Origin of the sequence: Hungatella sp. SB206, assembly GCF_051132295.1 — a bacterium.
Classification (GTDB): domain Bacteria; phylum Bacillota; class Clostridia; order Lachnospirales; family Lachnospiraceae; genus Hungatella; species Hungatella effluvii.
This window is the reverse complement of the sequence record NZ_CP096603.1, coordinates 4,162,486-4,180,858: the sequence shown is the minus strand read 5'-3', so window position 1 is coordinate 4,180,858 and position 18,373 is coordinate 4,162,486. Positions and strand designations below refer to the sequence as shown.

General features: G+C 44.3%; 14 protein-coding genes. All 14 read left to right on the top strand.

Going from position 1 to position 18,373, the window contains the following annotated elements; translation table 11 throughout:
• Positions 1–27: 27 nt before the first annotated feature.
• On the top strand, positions 28–2,259 hold the full coding sequence (locus M1L66_RS18385) for a DUF3656 domain-containing U32 family peptidase (RefSeq protein ID WP_434687531.1): 2,232 nt from the start codon (positions 28–30) through the stop codon (positions 2,257–2,259).
• A gap of 6 nt (positions 2,260–2,265) precedes the next feature.
• Positions 2,266–3,594, top strand: coding sequence for an FtsW/RodA/SpoVE family cell cycle protein (locus M1L66_RS18380; RefSeq protein WP_187019475.1), 1,329 nt, complete (start codon positions 2,266–2,268; stop codon positions 3,592–3,594).
• Positions 3,581–5,008 carry a peptidoglycan D,D-transpeptidase FtsI family protein gene (locus M1L66_RS18375; protein WP_434687529.1) on the top strand — a complete coding sequence of 476 codons (1,428 nt, stop codon included), beginning with the start codon at positions 3,581–3,583 and terminating at the stop codon, positions 5,006–5,008. Before M1L66_RS18380 ends, M1L66_RS18375 begins: the two co-directional genes overlap by 14 nt.
• Before the next feature lie 179 nt (positions 5,009–5,187).
• Complete coding sequence (locus tag M1L66_RS18370; RefSeq protein WP_002603763.1) at positions 5,188–5,640, top strand: NUDIX hydrolase; 453 nt, start codon at positions 5,188–5,190, stop codon at positions 5,638–5,640.
• A gap of 287 nt (positions 5,641–5,927) precedes the next feature.
• Entirely contained in the window at positions 5,928–7,421 is a 1,494-nt protein-coding gene (locus tag M1L66_RS18365) for a carboxypeptidase M32 (RefSeq protein ID WP_434687524.1), read from the top strand.
• A 109-nt stretch (positions 7,422–7,530) separates the two neighbouring features.
• A complete protein-coding gene (gene cysK / locus M1L66_RS18360; protein WP_187019481.1) occupies positions 7,531–8,460 on the top strand; it encodes a cysteine synthase A in 930 nt (309 codons plus the stop codon).
• A gap of 230 nt (positions 8,461–8,690) precedes the next feature.
• A complete protein-coding gene (locus tag M1L66_RS18355) occupies positions 8,691–9,533 on the top strand; it encodes a tyrosine-type recombinase/integrase (protein WP_187019483.1) in 843 nt (280 codons plus the stop codon).
• Between the two features lie 238 nt (positions 9,534–9,771).
• A complete protein-coding gene (locus M1L66_RS18350; RefSeq protein ID WP_187019486.1) occupies positions 9,772–10,116 on the top strand; it encodes a helix-turn-helix domain-containing protein in 345 nt (114 codons plus the stop codon).
• Positions 10,117–10,298: 182 nt separating this feature from the next.
• Complete coding sequence (locus M1L66_RS18345) at positions 10,299–12,446, top strand: polysaccharide biosynthesis protein (protein WP_434694279.1); 2,148 nt, start codon at positions 10,299–10,301, stop codon at positions 12,444–12,446.
• A gap of 254 nt (positions 12,447–12,700) precedes the next feature.
• Positions 12,701–13,732, top strand: a complete 1,032-nt coding sequence (locus tag M1L66_RS18340) for a hypothetical protein (RefSeq protein ID WP_434687521.1) — start codon at positions 12,701–12,703, stop codon at positions 13,730–13,732.
• Between the two features lie 6 nt (positions 13,733–13,738).
• The gene (locus M1L66_RS18335; protein WP_434687519.1) at positions 13,739–14,806 is read left to right on the top strand and encodes a GNAT family N-acetyltransferase; all 1,068 of its coding nucleotides are present in this window, start codon (positions 13,739–13,741) and stop codon (positions 14,804–14,806) included.
• A 326-nt stretch (positions 14,807–15,132) separates the two neighbouring features.
• Positions 15,133–16,416: a DegT/DnrJ/EryC1/StrS family aminotransferase gene (locus M1L66_RS18330; RefSeq protein WP_434687517.1), complete on the top strand. Its 1,284-nt coding sequence runs from the start codon at positions 15,133–15,135 to the stop codon at positions 16,414–16,416.
• Between the two features lie 31 nt (positions 16,417–16,447).
• On the top strand, positions 16,448–17,092 hold the full coding sequence (locus tag M1L66_RS18325; protein WP_434687515.1) for a sugar transferase: 645 nt from the start codon (positions 16,448–16,450) through the stop codon (positions 17,090–17,092).
• A gap of 1 nt (position 17,093) precedes the next feature.
• Positions 17,094–18,371, top strand: a complete 1,278-nt coding sequence (locus tag M1L66_RS18320; protein WP_434687513.1) for an ATP-grasp domain-containing protein — start codon at positions 17,094–17,096, stop codon at positions 18,369–18,371.
• Positions 18,372–18,373: the final 2 nt, after the last annotated feature.

Here is an 18,373-nt window from a genome sequence, read left to right as displayed (position 1 = left end):
TAGAAAAAGTTTTTCAGGGAGGATTACGTGAAACAGAAAAGAGTAGAGATTCTCGCTCCGGCGGGGTCATTGGAAAGTATGAAGGCAGCAGTGGCGGCAGGGGCCGACGCAGTCTATATCGGCGGCAGCAGGTTTGGAGCCCGCGCTTACGCGGATAATCCGGAAGAAGACCGTCTTTTAGAGGCGATTGATTATGCCCATCTCCATGGATGCAGACTGTACATGACCGTAAACACGCTCATGAAGGAAACGGAGCTGGCAGATTTATATGCGTTTCTGGAGCCTTATTATATGCGGGGAGTCGATGCGGTTATCGTTCAGGATATGGGGGCGTTTGCGCTGATCAGAGAGCGTTTCCCGGAACTGCCGGTCCACGCCAGTACGCAGATGACTATAACTGGAGTGTATGGGGCACGTCTCCTGAAGGAACTGGGCGCGGAGCGTGTGGTGACTGCCAGGGAATTGTCTCTGGGGGAGATTGCGGGAATTCACCGTGATGTGGACGTGGAGATCGAAAGCTTTGTCCATGGGGCGCTTTGCTACTGCTATTCAGGGCAATGTCTGTTCAGCAGCCTGATCGGCGGACGGAGCGGCAACCGGGGGAGGTGTGCCCAGACCTGCCGCCTGCCTTATGACGTGAAACGGGACGGGAAGACTGTGAATGGGAAGGACAGCCGGTATGTGCTGAGTTTAAAGGATTTATGCACCCTGGATCTCATTCCCGATATGATAGAAGCGGGAATCTACTCCATGAAGATTGAAGGCCGGATGAAGAGCCCGCGCTACACGGCCGGAGTGGTGGAAATCTACCGCCGCTACACGGACCTTTATCTGGAACGGGGACGGGCCGGTTACCGGGTGGATGAAAAGGACAGAAAGCGCCTTCTGGAGCTGTTTGACCGCGGAGGCCAGACGGACGGATACTACCGCCGCCATAATGGAAAAGATATGGTGGTATGGAAGGAAAAACCGTCCTTCCGTGAAGGCAACCAGGAGTTGTTCGATTATCTGGATAAGAATTTTGTGGAAAAGCAGCTGCAGGAGCCGATCCAGGGAACGGTTGTCCTGGAGACGGGAAAGCCTGCATTGCTGGAGCTTTCCTGCGGAGACTGCCGCGTGTCTGTGTCCGGTGATCCCGTTCTGGAGGCGTTAAAACAGCCCATGGATGAAGCCCGGATCAGAAAGCAGCTGGAAAAGACCGGGAATACTCCATTTTACTTTGAAACTCTTACCGTAGAGCTTGCCGGGGAAGTGTTTCTTCCGGTGCAGTCTTTGAATGATCTGCGAAGAAGAGGGCTGGAAGCACTGGAAGACGCAGTGCTTAAGCAGTACCGCCGTGAAGCGCCGCAAACGGTGCCGCAGACGGTGGAAACAGTGCCGCAGATGGTGGAAACGGCGGACGAAAAGAATCGCGGTACGGTGGAGACTGCCAACCGCAGAGAAAGCGGTTTGGCGCGTATTTTCGTTTCCCTCGAACGCCCGGACTGTCTCCGCGCAGTTCTCGATAATCCTCATGTGAAGCGTGTCTATGTGGATGCGGCTGAGTTCGGGCCGGAGCTTTGGAAAACGACGGTCTCGGCCTGTCACGACGCGGGAAAAGAGTGTATGCTGACGATGCCCCATATCTTCCGGACCGAGGCGGAACGGTATTTCGAACACAGTCAGAAGGCTTTTTGCGAAGCCGGATTCGACGGAGTGCTGATCCGTTCCATGGAAGAGATCGGATATTTGAAGGAACATGGCCCGGAAATCCCCTGGGTTTTCGACTATGGGATGTATGGAATGAACGACAGAGCGGAATCCTTTCTTATGAAGATGGGTGCCGCAGAGCTGACCTGGCCGGTAGAATTAAACGAGAGAGAGCTTTCCCGGCTCTCCAAATCTGGCGAGCTGATTGCATATGGCCGTCTGCCCATGATGGTGACGGCGCAGTGTATTCACCAGGGAACGGAGAAGTGTGATAAAAAGCCAGGGCTTCTTATGCTGAAAGACCGTATGGGCAAGGAATTTCCTGTGAAGAATCACTGTGCATTCTGCTATAACTCGATTTATAATGCGGCGCCGGTATCTCTCCTGGGAATGGAGAAACAGATAAAGGCACTGGCCCCGGCGGCGGTAAGACTTCAGTTTACCGTTGAGACACTTGAGGAGACGGCGGCGGTGATCCGGTGCTTTACAGACAGCCTGCTGTCGGGGAAACGGGTGGAACAGCCCTTTGGGGACTTTACAAGAGGACATTTTAAACGCGGTGTGGAGTAGGAGCCTATGGTGAATCTGATTGTCGATGTATCCAGGTATTTGATGATACTGCTGATTGCGGTGTATACCTGGTTGAATTTCCGGTATTTTTCTTTCCGGGATGAAGGAAAACAAAAGAAGATATGCGCACGTCAGAACCGGTGCATGTTTCTGATTCATTTTCTGGCATACGGGATACTGTGGCTGAAAACGGGAGATGAGCGCATCCTCGCGTTTTATGTGGCGCAGGTGGTATTTTTTCTGTGTTACATTTACGTTTACCGCTTGTTCTACCACAATGTTTCGCGGCTTTTGGTCAACAATATGTGTATGCTGCTCAGCGTGGGCTTTATCATTCTAACGCGGCTGTCCTTTGACCGGGCGCTGAAACAGTTCGTGATTGTGCTGGCGGCCGCGGTCATTACCTGGATTATACCGTTTATTATGGACCGGGTATGGCAGCTGTCGAAGATTCCGTGGGTCTATGGGATCCTGGGACTGATTCTGCTGGGCGTCGTGCTGATTACCGGGATTAGCAGCTATGGAGCTCAGCTTTCCATCGGAATCGGAGACTTTACCTTCCAGCCGTCTGAATTCGTAAAAATCAGCTTCGTCTTCTTCGTGGCGACCATGTTTTACCGTTCCACGAAGTTTAAGACGGTGTGTATGACTACGCTGGTGGCCGCCCTTCATGTGCTGATTCTGGTGGCTTCCAAGGATTTGGGCAGCGCATTGATTTTCTTCGTAACCTACGTGCTGATGCTGTTTGTGGCTACGGGGAAATGGGTGTATCTTCTGGGCGGAGCAGGTGCGGGGACCGCGGCTTCGGTGCTGGCCTATCAGCTTTTCGATCATGTCAGGGCGAGGGTGCTTGCCTGGAGAAATCCATGGTCGGATATTGAAAATAAGGGATACCAGATTACCCAGTCCCTTTTCGCCATCGGTACGGGCGGCTGGTTTGGCATGGGACTCTGCCAGGGAATGCCTGGGAAGATACCTGTGGTGGAAAAGGACTTTGTATTTTCCGCCGTCTCGGAGGAACTGGGAGGAATCTTTGCCCTGTGCGTTCTGTTCATCTGCTTCGGATGCTTCCTGCAGTTTATGATGATTGCCAGCCGCATGAAAGCGGTGTTTTACAAACTGATTGCCTTTGGCCTGGGAACGGTCTATATCGTCCAGGTATTTTTAACCGTGGGAGGCGTGACGAAGTTCATTCCTTCTACCGGAGTGACCCTTCCCCTGATGAGTTACGGCGGAAGCTCTGTGTTCAGCACGTTTATTCTGTTCGGAGTCATGCAGGGGCTGTATATTTTAAAACAGAATGAAGAGGAAGAGAAACAATATGAAAAAGGCTGACCCGAATCCCAAGGCAAACCGCCATATTCTGATGATTACCTATGCGGTGGCGGCTCTTTTCGCAGGACTGGTCCTGTATTTTGCCTTTTTTCTTCAGATAAAAAGTGAAAATGTGATCAACAATTCCTACAACGCCCGGCTCGACAGTTTTTCGGACCGGGTGGTAAGGGGAGAAATCTTAAGCAGTGACGGAAGAGTTCTGGCTCAGACAAATGTGGACGAGAACGGCGGCGAAACGAGGTATTACCCCTATGATTCCATGTTCTCCCATGTGGTTGGGTATTCTACCAAGGGAAAGACCGGCCTGGAGGCACTGGGTAACTTTTATCTGCTGACCAGCCACGTGAATCTGGCCGAGCAGGTGATCAATGAGCTGTCCTCCGTTAAAAATCTCGGGGACAATGTGATCACGACTCTCGACGTAGACCTCCAGAAGGCGGCGTATGACGCTCTGGGCAGCCGGAAAGGTGCGGTGGTCGCTATGGAACCGGACACTGGGAAGATACTCGCCATGGTCTCAAAACCGGACTACAATCCCAATATGCTGGCTGCGGACTGGGACGCTCTCGTGGCAGGCGGCAACAGCGAGGGACAGCTGTTAAACCGTGCCACTCAGGGGCTTTATCCGCCGGGCTCGACGTTCAAGATCGTGACGGCATTGGAGTATATAAGGGAGAATCCGGAGAATTTCAGGGATTACCGGTTCGACTGCAGCGGTTTTTTTCACTATGAGGATTACACGATAAAATGTTACCATGAGACGGCGCACGGCAGTCAGGATTTTGTCAGGGCCTTTGCAAATTCCTGCAACGGCGCTTTTGCGAATCTCGCCCTGATGCTGGATTTAGGAAGGCTTAAGACCACGGCGGATCAGCTTCTGTTCGATACGCCTCTTCCCATCGCCATTCCATACAGTCAGAGCGCCTATACGCTGACGCCGGACGGCGATACGTGGCAGATACTTCAGACCTCCATCGGACAGGGGCAGACCCAGATGACACCCATACATGGCGGCATGATCGCGGCAGCCATCGCAAACGGCGGCACTCTGATGAAGCCGTACCTCATCGACCACGTGGAAAATGTAGGCGGTGATGTCATTAAAAAATTTATGCCCCAGTCATACGGCAATCTGATGACCGCGGAGGAGTCGGCCAGCTTAACAGAGCTTATGCGGGCCGTTGTAACGGAAGGAACCGGTTCCGCGGTGCGTACGGATGCCTATACGGTAGCGGGGAAGACGGGATCGGCGGAATTTGACAAGGACAAGGAGACTCACGCATGGTTTATCGGATTTGCCCCGGCGGAGCATCCGAAGCTGGTGGTAAGCGTGATCGTGGAGGAAGGCGGTTCCGGGGGAAAAACGGCCGCTCCAATAGCCAGATCGCTGTTTGATACCTACTTTTCGAGATGACAGGGTTCCGTTTCACAATCCGCCGGGCACCGAAAACTCCAGACGGATCGTGAAACGGAACATGACAAGAACACTCTTGCATATAAGTTTAAAAAGAGGTATACTATACCCAGTCTGTGAGACACACCAAAACCGGAATCCCGGACAGGGATGCAAGGTTTCAGTCTGGAGGAATTGCAATGATAGAGGCAACGAGCTGTGGCGGTGTGGTTATTTTTCGAGGTAAAATTCTGGTTTTATATAAGAATTATAAGAACAAATATGAAGGTTGGGTTTTGCCAAAAGGAACTGTAGAAGCGGGAGAAGAATATAAGGAGACGGCCCTTCGTGAAGTGAAGGAAGAGACGGGAGTCAGTGCGTCGATTATTAAGTATATCGGAAAGAGCCAGTACTCCTTTAACACGCCGCAGGATATGGTGGAGAAGGATGTTCACTGGTATCTGATGATGGCGGACAGCTATTACAGCAAACCACAACGGGAAGAGTATTTTATCGATTCCGGGTATTATAAGTTCCATGAAGCGTATCATTTACTGAAATTTTCCAACGAGAAACAGATTTTGGAAAAAGCCTATAATGAATATCTGGATTTAAAAAAGAGCAACTTATGGGGCAATAAGAAGTATTTTTGATGCATGGAATCGTGGATATACACGGATCACACGAAAAAATGGATGCAGGAATGCCGGAAATACCGGTTTCCTGCATTTTTCGTTTTTTGACGTTTGCAGGCGGAGAATCGGCAGACGGATAGTAGTAATTTCTGAGTTTTCGTATATACTGTTTGGTAAGACTGTCTCTTACCGTTTGCAGCATGCCTTGTGGGCCGGATTTCCATACTTTACAGGATATGGCAGAAGAGGTATACTGAATACATGTTTGACAGAATATGAATAAAGAAGCAAGGAGATAAGGCATCATGAGCAAAGCATATGAAAGACTGGAAAAAGTACTGGAAAAGACAATGGCGTTACAGACCGCTCTGATTTTGTTTGAGTGGGATAATGAGACGCTGGCACCCGAGGAAGCCGGAGCCCATACGGCCAGAGTGATCGGAGCTTTATCTGAAGAGTATTACAACATGGTGGCAGGCGACGAAATGAAAGAAGCCATCGAAGCGTGTGAGAAGGAAGAGGGCCTCACAGATGTGGAGAAAGCCATTGTGAAAGAGGCGAAGGAGACAAGAGAACAGCTTGTCTGCATCCCGGCGGAGGAGTACCGCGATAACGCACAGCTGGTATCGGAGGCTACGAGAGTGTGGTCTAAGGCGAAGAAGGAGAATGATTTCGACAAATTTGTTCCCACTCTGAAAAAGGTAGTGGACTACCAGAAGAAATTTGCCTCCTACCGCGCAAAGGATGGCGTAAAACTCTACGATTCCATGCTGGATCTATACGAGAAGGACTTTAACATGGAATTGCTGGATCAGTTCTTTGATGAGCTGAAAGAGGCCATCGTTCCCCTGATCCGTGAGATCAAGGAGCGTGGAAAGAAGATTGAAAACGCCTTCTTGACAGGAGATTATCCGGAAGAGAAGCAGAGAGAGCTGGCGGAATTTCTGGCAGAGTACGTGGGATTTGATTTTAATAAGGGCGTGCTGGCAGTCAGTGCCCATCCATTTACGACGAATTTGCACAATCATGACGTAAGAATTACGACCCATTACAGCGACCATGTGGACAGCTCCCTGTTCTCGGTGATCCACGAGGCGGGCCACGGAATCTATGAACTCGGTATCGGCGACGATCTGACACAGACACTGGTGGGCCAGGGCGCTTCCATGGGAATGCATGAATCCCAGTCCAGATTCTTCGAAAATATTATCGGCCGCAACTCCGCTTTCTGGGTACCGCTTTATGAGAAGCTCCAGTCCATTTTCCCGGAGCAGTTAAAGGGAGTCAGCAGGGAACAGTTTGTGGAAGCCATCAATAAGGCAGAACCGGGCCTGATTCGTACAGAGGCGGATGAGCTGACATACAGCCTTCACGTTCTGATCCGGTATGAGATCGAGAAGATGATCATCGAGGAAGACCTGGATTTAAAGAAGCTTCCGGAGATCTGGGCGGACAAATACGAGGAGTACTTAGGAATCCGTCCTGAAAATGCCTCCGAAGGCGTACTGCAGGATATTCACTGGTCTCAGGGCTCCTTTGGCTACTTCCCATCCTATGCGCTGGGCAGTGCGTTTGGGGCACAGTTGTATTACCATATGAAGAAAGAGATGGATTTCGAGGGCCTTCTGGAGAGAGGGGAGATCGGAGTAATCCGTGAATATTTACGAGAAAACGTCCATCGTTTCGGCAAGCTGAAGACCAGCAGAGAGATTCTGAAGGATACGACAGGAGAAGATTTCAATCCGAAGTATTACATTCAGTATCTGAAGGAAAAATACAGCCGCTTATACGATTTATAGAAATATTTTCCATAATCACAAAAAAACAGTTGACAAATGGCAGTAACAAGACTAAAATCAGTAAAAAGAATTCATATAAGAACACTATGAATTGGAAAAGAGGATGATTATGGAAAAGATCAGAAAGAGTGCAATGGAACTGATTGGCAGCACCCCGCTGGTGGAGCTGACTAATTACGAGAAGAAGCATCAGCTGAAGGCGTCCGTCATCGCAAAGCTGGAGTATTTAAATCCGGCAGGCAGCGTAAAGGACCGTGCGGCGCTGTTTATGATTCTTGACGCGGAAGCGGCGGGAACCTTGAAACCGGGCGCAACCATTATCGAACCGACTTCCGGTAATACCGGCATTGGCATTGCCAGCATCGCGGCGATGAAGGGCTACCGTGCAGTTCTCACCATGCCGGAAACCATGAGCGTGGAGCGACGGAATTTACTGAAGGCCTACGGTGCAGAGATTGTACTGACCGATGGCAAGAAGGGGATGAAGGGAGCGATCGCGAAGGCAGAAGAGCTGAGAGACGAGATACCCGGATCCGTTATCATGGGGCAGTTTGATAATCCGGCTAACGTGAAGGCTCATAAGGAGACGACTGGTCCGGAGATCTGGAGAGATACCGATGGCACTGTGGATATTTTCGTAGCAGGAGTCGGAACCGGCGGAACGATTACCGGAACCGGCGAATATTTAAAGAGCCAGAATCCTGACGTGAAAATCGTAGCGGTAGAACCGGAGGGATCTCCCATTCTTTCCGGCGGAAATCCTGGTCCTCACGGACTTCAGGGAATTGGCGCCGGATTCATTCCAACGATCCTGAACCAGGATATTTATGATGAGATCATTCGGGTGAAGGACGAAGATGCCTATGTGACCGGTCGTGAGATTGCTCAGAATGAAGGAATTCTGGTTGGTATTTCATCCTCGGCAGCGGTATGGGCTGCAAAGGAACTGGCCGGAAGAACGGAAAATGAAGGGAAGAGAATCGTTGTTCTGCTTCCCGATACGGGAGACCGGTATTTCTCTACGCCGTTGTTCTCCTGATGTATATAGAAAAAGTTCGCCGCAGGAATGTGATTGGTTCCTGCGGTTTTTTCGTATCATCAAGGTGCTTTTTGGTGACACGGATGGTTTACGATACCTCATCGGCTTGTTCCTATACGGCTGATGGGGCATTTTTTATGCATGAAGCTATGGGGGTGTGCTAAACTTAATTGCGGCAAAGGGAAAAGTATGAGTATGCAACAATACGAATGGGGAAAGAGGTAGAAGGAATGAATGGACTTAAGATTAAAAGAACAGAAGTTGAAGAGTTTAAAAAATATTTAATTATGGAAGAAAAAAGTAAAATAACGATTAAAAAGTATATTCATGACATCGGATGCTTTTTAAGCTATATAGGGAAAAATCCGGTGACCAAAGAGCGGATCATCAGCTACAAAGAGTCCCTGCAAAAAAAATACAGCGCAAGAAGTGTGAACACCATGCTCGCGTCCTTAAACAGTTTCTTTCGCTGGCTGGATCATCCGGAATTTCTTGTTAAGCAGCTAAAAATACAGCAGCAGGCCTTTTGCCTGGAGGAAAAAGAACTGACGAGACAGGAGTATGTCCGCCTGGTAAAAGCAGCGAGAAGGACCGGCAATATCAGGCTGGAGATGATCCTGCAGACGATCTGCTGTACGGGAATTCGAGTGAGCGAGTTGTGTTTCGTGACGGTAAAGGCTGTCAGGCTGGGATACGCAGAGGTGTGCTGTAAAGGGAAAAACAGAAGGATCATGATTCCGGGAAATCTGAGAAAAAAACTGCTTCTTTACATACAGAAAAATGGAATCGAAAAAGGGGAGGTGTTTATCACGAAAGCCGGCAATACCATGGACAGAAGCAATATCTGGCGCAAAATGAAAGGTTTGGCGAAAGAAGCCGGGGTTCTGGCCGATAAAATATTTCCGCATAATCTCCGTCATCTGTTTGCCAGAAGCTTTTACGAAATTGATAAGGATATTGCGAAGCTCGCAGATGTGTTGGGGCACAGCAGTATCAATACAACAAGAATCTATATGATTTCCACTGGAGAGGAACACCGGAGGCAGCTGGAACGCCTGCGGCTGGTGGTTTGAGGGGATACAACATAATAAATATTATGTTGTAAGTATAACTATTATATCTGTTTTAAACCGAAACTCCATATTATACTAGCACGCATTTCGACTTTTTACAACTCTTAAAATCCAAAATCCCCTAAAATATGTGAATGAATTTTCAAAACACTGTTATCCGAATGTAAGCGGCAGGCGACTTGTCGTCCTACATACAACATAATATTTATTATGTTGTTGAGGCGAAAGGCGGGATGAAATGGTTACCTATAACAGGCAGGAAGTAGGCAAGCGTCTGGGCTGCCGTCGACGCGAAATGGGACTGACCGGGGAGGAAATGGGAAGAAGAATCGGGAAGAATGGCCGGTATTACCGGGATATTGAGAATGGCCGATGCGGCATGTCTGTTGAGACATTAATTCTTCTTTCTGAGGAGATGGGATTGTCACTGGATTATCTGATCTACGGCGCCTCGTCTGATGACGGCGGCGACCGGCTGGATGAACAGAAGCAGATTGTAAATAGATTGTCCCACTGCAATGGACGCATTCGCGAGGGGGCGGTGAATCTGTTGAAGGTTTATTTGGAATCTGTTCCAAAGTGATACGGATAAAAGTAATCCCGATTATATACAACCCGATAGATGCAATGAACAGATAACCCCGAAGTTTTTCGGGGTTAGGGGAGAATGGAGTATGAAGTACAGTGAAAGTTAATACAAATGAACGAAAGAATAATGACAAAGCGTTAAACCATGCAAATGATAATACCTCAAAAAAAAGACATATCGAACATTGGAAAGTAGTCGCTTTCTATCTCATCATATATGACATAATCGCAGTGAATTTTTCTTACTTTTTTGGTTTGTGGCTGCGGTTTGATTTGCGTTTTTCGAATATCCCACAGACATACCTTAATTCATACTTGAGATTTGCACCGTTCTATACGGTGTTTGTGTTGGTTGTATTTTATGCGCTGCATCTGTATAAAAGCCTATGGAGATTTGCCAGCTTTAGTGAATTAAATCGAATATTTGCATCGAGTGTGATTACTACAGTATTTCATATTGTATGCATCACGTTGCTCATTAAGCGTATGCCGATTTCTTATTATGTGATTGGTGCAGCCATGCAGCTTGCATTGGTAACTGCAATACGATTCGCTTATCGCTATATTACGTTGGAAAGGACGCGAAGAGAGAGAAGCGTTAAGGCAGTTCACAATGTAATGGTAATTGGAGCTGGTGCCGCAGGACAGGTTATCTTAAAGGAATTAAAAAGTTCAACAGAAGTCCTGTCAAAGCCATGCTGTGTGATTGACGATAATCCTAATAAATGGGGCCGATTCATGGAAGGCGTGCTTATCGTCGGTGGACGTGATTCAATCATGGAATCGGTAGAGAAATACAGTATTGACCAAATATTATTAGCAATTCCGACAGCGTCTCCGAAGGACAAGCGAGATATTTTAAATATCTGTAAAGAGACACATTGTGAGTTGAAAAGTTTGCCTGGTATTTATCAGCTGACAAACGGTGAGGTATCTTTAAGCAGAATGAAGGCAGTGGCTGTGGAGGATTTGCTGGGCAGAGATCCAATTAAGGTAAATATGGAGGAAATATTTCGATATATTAAAGGAAAGACCATTCTTGTCACTGGAGGAGGTGGTTCGATCGGTAGCGAGCTCTGCCGCCAGATTGCAGGTCATGAACCGAAACAGCTTATTATCTTTGACGTCTATGAAAACAATGCTTACGATATCGAACAGGAGTTGAAAAGAAAATACAAGGATAAGCTGGATCTGGTTGTCTTAATTGGTTCCGTGCGGGACAGCAGAAGAATCAATATGGTCTTTGAAAAGTATAAACCGGATATTGTATACCATGCGGCTGCGCATAAGCATGTTCCATTAATGGAGACAAGTCCCAATGAGGCCATAAAAAATAACGTAGTGGGAACCTATAAGACGGCCTACGCTGCGTTGAAACATGGCACACAGCGTTTTGTTCTAATCAGTACAGATAAGGCTGTCAACCCGACCAGTATTATGGGGGCGAGTAAACGGCTCTGCGAGATGGTTATTCAGAGTATGGATGCAATCAGCAAGGAAGGTAAGATGGATCTACTTCCATTTTTGCATGCTCATGCTAATAAAGTAATTGATGGACAGATTGTGCCTGATCCGGTGGACAATATGGCTGTTAATTGTTTGGGAGAAGATAAACGGTCGGATAGTACGGGTAGAGGCATTAGTAAAGACAATAAAAAAAATATAGTGTTTGATATTGATAAAAAAAGAAAAGACCCACAGTTTACTGAATGTAAACGAACGCAATTTGTGGCAGTCCGTTTTGGTAATGTACTTGGAAGTAATGGCTCAGTTATTCCGTTGTTTAAAAAGCAGATCGAGGCAGGAGGTCCGGTTACAGTTACTCATCCAGATATAGTCCGTTATTTTATGACAATACCAGAAGCAGTAAGTCTCGTTATGCAGGCGGGAACATATGCAAAGGGCGGGGAGATATTTATTTTGGATATGGGAGATCCTGTTAAGATTGATACGCTAGCCCGAAATCTAATTAAATTATCAGGGTATGAGCCCGGAATTGATATTCAAATGGCATACACCGGCTTGAGACCTGGTGAAAAGTTGTTTGAAGAGAAACTGATGGCCGAAGAGGGAATGTTGAAGACAGCCAATGAACTGATTCATATAGGAAAACCGATTCCATTTGATAAAGAGGTATTTTTAAAACAGTTGGAGAATCTCGCAAAGGCAAGTTATGAAAATAGTGATTATATTGTCGACATGGTGGGGGAGATAGTAACGACATTTCAGCCCGTGGGGGACAAGCCTACGGGAAATGAAATTGTAAGAAAGAATCAGATTAGCAGTGCCATGGCAGAGGCGGCGGTTACAAATATGACTGAATAACAAGAATATACCGAAGAACTTTTTGCATAAAGCATTATGTACAAAGTGGCTGTCTATAGTAAGTAATGTGGAAATAAAAGCAACACGTAACCAGGGAAATAGTAATACGATTTGCAGGCACACTTAGATAGTGATTCATAACTTAAATGTGGAATGAGAACTGGCGAATGAGCGTTAAGAGATGTCGTCTTTTGATAATGAGACTAAGAATTACCAGATTGTTTGAACAAGTATTTGACAGGAGCAGAGAATATATGGAGATTGGAAGCGAATTCTGGGAAGCGGATTCCTTAACTGGAAGAAAAAAATACTTTTTATCTGGAAGAACGGCTTTAGAATATATCATCAGAGATATTCTGGAGAATTATAGGATAGAATCGGTCTTGCTGCCTGGATATTGTTGCCATACGATGATTGAACCATTTAGCAAGCATGATATTTCCGTTCGCTTCTATGATGTGTTCTACGATAAGAGCAGAGGGCTTTGTGCAGACATACCAGAACGCCAAAATAATGAGATATTTTACTACATGACTTATTTTGGCTTTTCAAATATAGCTGGAGTTAATATGAATGAGATCAGGAAAGCGTATGACGTAATCATTGAGGATAAAACACACTCTTGGCTTGAGAAGGGCTTGGAGAATTTCGCTGATTATACATATGCCAGCTACCGGAAATGGACAGGATTTTACGGGATTGCAGAAGCCAATAAACGAGTCGGGCATTTCAAACCAAGAGAAGGTGGTATTGGTGAAACTTACAGCAAAATGCGAAAAACAGCTATGTTTATGAAGAAGAGATATATTGAGACAGGAACGGATAATAAGGAGTTATTTCTTGCTAGGTTCGATGAAGCTGAGGCGTTTCTAGAAAAAGATTATGTCGGATATATTCCAACAGAAGAGTGCCTGCTGCAATTGGTCAATACAGATTTTGAGTTTATAAAACGGCGACGAAGAAGAAATGCGGATATTTTACTCTGGGGGCTAAGCGGTATGCACAGCTGTACACTGTTACATAAAAGTAGAAATGAGGATGATACGCCGCTGTTTGTTCCAATTCTTGTTAATGGAAATCGGGATGCTCTGCGGAAGTATCTGATTGACAATCAGGTATATTGCCCTGTGCATTGGCCGCTTTCTGATTATCATCGGGGATTAAGTGAACGAGGAAAAATAATTTATGAAGAAGAGCTTTCACTGATATGCGACCAGCGATATAGGGAAGAGGATATGGAAAAAGTAGTCAAGCTGATAAGAGACTATTTTAACGAAAGGATTTAAACAAAGATGATAACAGAGATTGGAGTCAATGAAAAAGAGAAATGGAATAAGACTGTTCACTCTTTTACAAATTACGATGTCTTTTATCTGAACGAATATGTCTCCGCGTTTATGAAAGAAAATGAAAGTAATGGAGAGCCGGTACTGCTGTATTATGAAAATGGTTCAGATAGGGCAATGAATGTACTTTTTAAAAGGGATATTGCATTAGACGAACATATGAAGGCAAGGCTTGAGAAAGGTCATTACTTCGATCTGATTACGCCGTATGGATATGGAGGTTTTTGGGGGAGAGTGGTTGATTATGATGCGCTGAACCAGAATTATAATGAGTACTGCCAGTCCAGACATTATGTGTGTGAGTTTGTTCGTTTCGAATTATTCAGTGATTATTACAAACATTATGATGGCGTGGTGGAAACCCGGACGCATAATGTTGTCCGTAGTTTAGATATGTCTATAGATGAGATTTGGCTGGATTTCAAGCAGAAGGTAAGAAAAAATGTCAAGCGGGCCATGAAGAATAATCTAAAGATTATTATAGAAAACACTGGGGAAGATCTGGAGGATTTTTTCGAGATATATTATAGCACGATGAATCGCAGCAATGCGGAGCAGGAATACTATTTTTCCAAAGGTTTTTATGAAACGTTGAACCAGATGCGGGATAATATTATGTATTTTCATGTTGAATACGAGGGAAAAATAATTTCCACAGAGCTTGTAATATATGGTTCCGAGAATGCTTATTCATACTTGGGCGGCACAAACAGAGAGTATTTTGACTTACGTCCAAACGATTTCCTGAAATACGAGATTATCAAATGGGTTAAGGCGAAAGGACTTAAAAATTTCGTGCTTGGAGGTGGTTATGGCTCTGATGATGGAATTTTTCAGTATAAAGCCTGCCTCGCTCCAAATGGTGTGAAGGATTTCTACATAGGAAGAAAAATTTTAGATAAGACTGCTTATGACAGTCTGTGTGAGATAAGAAAAGTAAAAAGTAACAGTATGAATTTAAAGGAAATTGGATTCTTTCCCGAGTATCGTGGGAATATAAGTTTGAGCAATTAGGCGAATAGTAGACAATTGTACGGACTATAGCCAGGACGAACTCTTTAACAGCGGACAGTTGTTTAAATTACTAAATGTAGGGGCACTTGGGGAATTCCAGAAGTTGATACCAACAAATCTGCTTTTATATGTGTCAGTATAAAGACCGCTTTTCTAAATATAAGATAGTATTTTATTGAGAAAGAGTTTGTGGAGTAAAAGTATAATATACTATGCGAGGAAGATGAGTAAATGGTAAAAGAGTTTATGACGATTATCTTGTGTTGCAAGGCTAATTAAATAAGTCATTCCCAATTGTTATTTATACAGGAAAGAGGAAAAGAATCATGTTTGTTAGATCAGAGAATATGAAGCCGTTTGATTCAAAAATATGGCTGGCTTCACCCACAATGCACGGTGAAGAAATGAGATACGTGATAGAGGCGTATGAAACAAACTGGATGTCTACAGTGGGAGTTAATATCAATGAAGTAGAGCGTATTGCAGCAGAGAAAGCAGAAGTAAAGTATGCCGTAGGTCTGTCTTGTTGTACAGCAGCATTACATCTTTGTGTGAAGCTTGCGGGGGAAAAATTGTATGGTAAAACAGCAAATGGTCATGGCGCTGTTGAAAGTAAGCGTGTGTTCTGCTCTGATATGACATTTAGTGCAACTTTGAATCCGGTTGTTTATGAAGGCGGTATTCCGGTGTTTATTGATACTGAGCGTGATACCTGGAATATGGACCCAGTTGCACTGGAGAAAGCGTTTGAGATTTATCCGGAAGTAAAGCTTGTTGTAGCAGCGCATTTATATGGATTCCCTGGAAAAATAGATGAACTGAGGGCTGTATGTGACAAACATAGTGCGCTGCTGATAGAAGATGCAGCTGAATCTATGGGAGCTACATACAAAGGTAAGCAAACAGGCTCTTTTGGTGATTACGCGGCAATTTCTTATAATGGGAACAAAATTATAACCGGTTCCAGTGGTGGCTGTTTACTTACGAATGATCTAGAGGTTGCAAACAAAGCACGTAAATGGTCTACACAGGCACGTGAAAATGCTGCCTGGTATCAACATGAGGAAGTCGGATATAACTATCGCATGAGTAATGTTATTGCAGGTGTTGTTCGTGGTCAATATCCATATCTGGAAGAACATATTAAACAGAAAAAGGCAATTTGGGAGAGATATAAAGAAGGCTTTAAGGATTTGCCTGTATCAATGAATCCGTTTGAGGAGGATAAATCTGTTCCAAACTACTGGCTAAGTGCAATGATACTTGATAAAGATGCAATGTGTGAACAGGTGCGTGACGACAGTACAGCTATGTATCGTCCAGAACATGGCAAGAGCTGTCCAACGGAGATTTTAGATGCAATCGCAGGTATCAATGCAGAAGGGCGTCCAATCTGGAAGCCAATGCATATGCAGCCTATGTATAGAATGAATGCGTTCATTACCGCTGCTGGTAATGGTAGAGCAAAAACGAATGCTTACATTGCTGGTAGTATAGAGGATATTGGCTCTGATATCTTTAAACGTGGTTTGTGCTTGCCTTCGGATAATAAGATGACTGTAAAGCAACAGAATAGAATTATTGAAGTTATTAAAAGATGTTTTGAATGATAATAATGCTGTGTTTTGAGGAGATAGGATTATGAAAAATAACCAATTATATAAGAATTATATAAAGCGTATAATCGATATTTTGGTTGCAGTTACATTTATTGTTTTATTCTGGTGGTTATTATTAATTATTGCTGTATTGGTTCGAATTAATATGGGAAACCCTGTTCTCTATACTACAGAAAGAGTAGGTAAAGATGAGAGGATTTTTCGTATTTATAAGTTTAGAAGCATGACCAATGAAGTCGATGAAAATGGAGTTTTATTACCAGGTAATAAACGTTTGACCAAATTTGGTGGGGTATTGCGGAGTACAAGCCTTGATGAACTCCCGTCTCTGATAAATGTGTTAAAAGGAGAATTGAGTATTGTTGGACCTCGTCCACTTCCCGTAAAATATATGCCTTATTATTATGATAATGAAAGAATCCGTCATTCTGTTAATCCTGGTCTTACAGGGTGGGCCCAAATTAACGGCAGAAATGCAATTACATGGGATCATAAATTCGAACTTGATATAGAGTATGTTAATAACATTTCATTTCTATTTGATATAAAGGTGATTTTATTGACGGCGTGGAAAGTAATCAAAAGAAGTGATATTATTCAGGATGACCAGCAAACAGGAAGTCTTTATATAGTTCGCAAAGAGATGAACCGTGTTGAGGGAGATTAAAATGAGTACTTTAAATAAGAAGAAAATTTTGGTAATTAGCAGCGATAGAAATGATATAGCCTTTGTTGAAGCTGCTCATGAAATGGGACTATATGTCATTTGCTGCGACCGTTATAAAGACTGGCGTGTAAGCCCTTCAAAAATGATTGCGGACGAGGCATGGGATATTGATTACTCAAAAACAGAAGAGATAGCCAAGAAATGCATAGAGAATAATGTAGATGGTGTGATTGCGGGGTATGGTGAAGATCGAGTAACAGCTGCGTGCAGAATTTCTAAAAAAATTGGAAAACCTTTTTATGCAACAGAAGAACAAATTAGCATGACAAGGGATAAAAGATTATTCAAAAAAATGTGTGAAAAAACTGGAGTCCCAACCCCTAAAGATTATTCGCTAAGTGGTGATGGAAGTGAAAACGGATTTGATCAAATTGTATTTCCTGTCATTGTTAAGCCATCTGATAATGGCGGTAGAAAAGGAATCAGTATTTGTAATAATGTCGATGAATTAAGAACCGCTATTCCATACGCATTAGATTATTCAGCAAAGAAAAAAATTGTTATCGAAGAGTATCTTGTTGGAATTGAATTATGTGCAGTATATACATTTTCAGATGGATATATCAGCTTATCATGCCTTAATGACAAATATGTCTCAGAAGATACAGGAGGAGCAAAACTATGTGATGCAGTGCTTACTCCTTCAAAATACTATGAAAAGTTTGTTCATGATGTCCATCCTGGAATTGTAAAACTTATCGAGACACTGGGACTCGAAAATGGTATGGCTAATTTTCAGCTGATTGCAAACAAAAATGGTATCTATGCTTTTGAGATGGGGCTTCGTGTAAATGGGAATGACGATTTTAAAGTGATTAGAAAAAATAATGGGATCGATTTTATGAAACTGATAATAAATTATTCTATTACCGGTAAAATGGGAAATGATTTGGCTCAGGATGATCCTCGGTTTAAGAGATATTATGGAACATTTTGTGCATTTGTAAATGCAGGAACTATTGGAAAAATTAGTATTGGAGAAATTGCAGAAAATGAAAACATTTATGATATCACATATTTACATAGTGAGGGTGATATTGTTGTAAATACAGGGACAAACGCACATAAGGCGATGATGTTCAAATTTGTTGGCAATACCACTAGAGATATTCAAGATACAATTTCGTTTATTCAAGATAATCTTATCGTCCACGATATACAGGGGATGAATATGCTGATGAAGATGTTTGATGTAAAAAGATTGAATCAGGAGGCATAAGA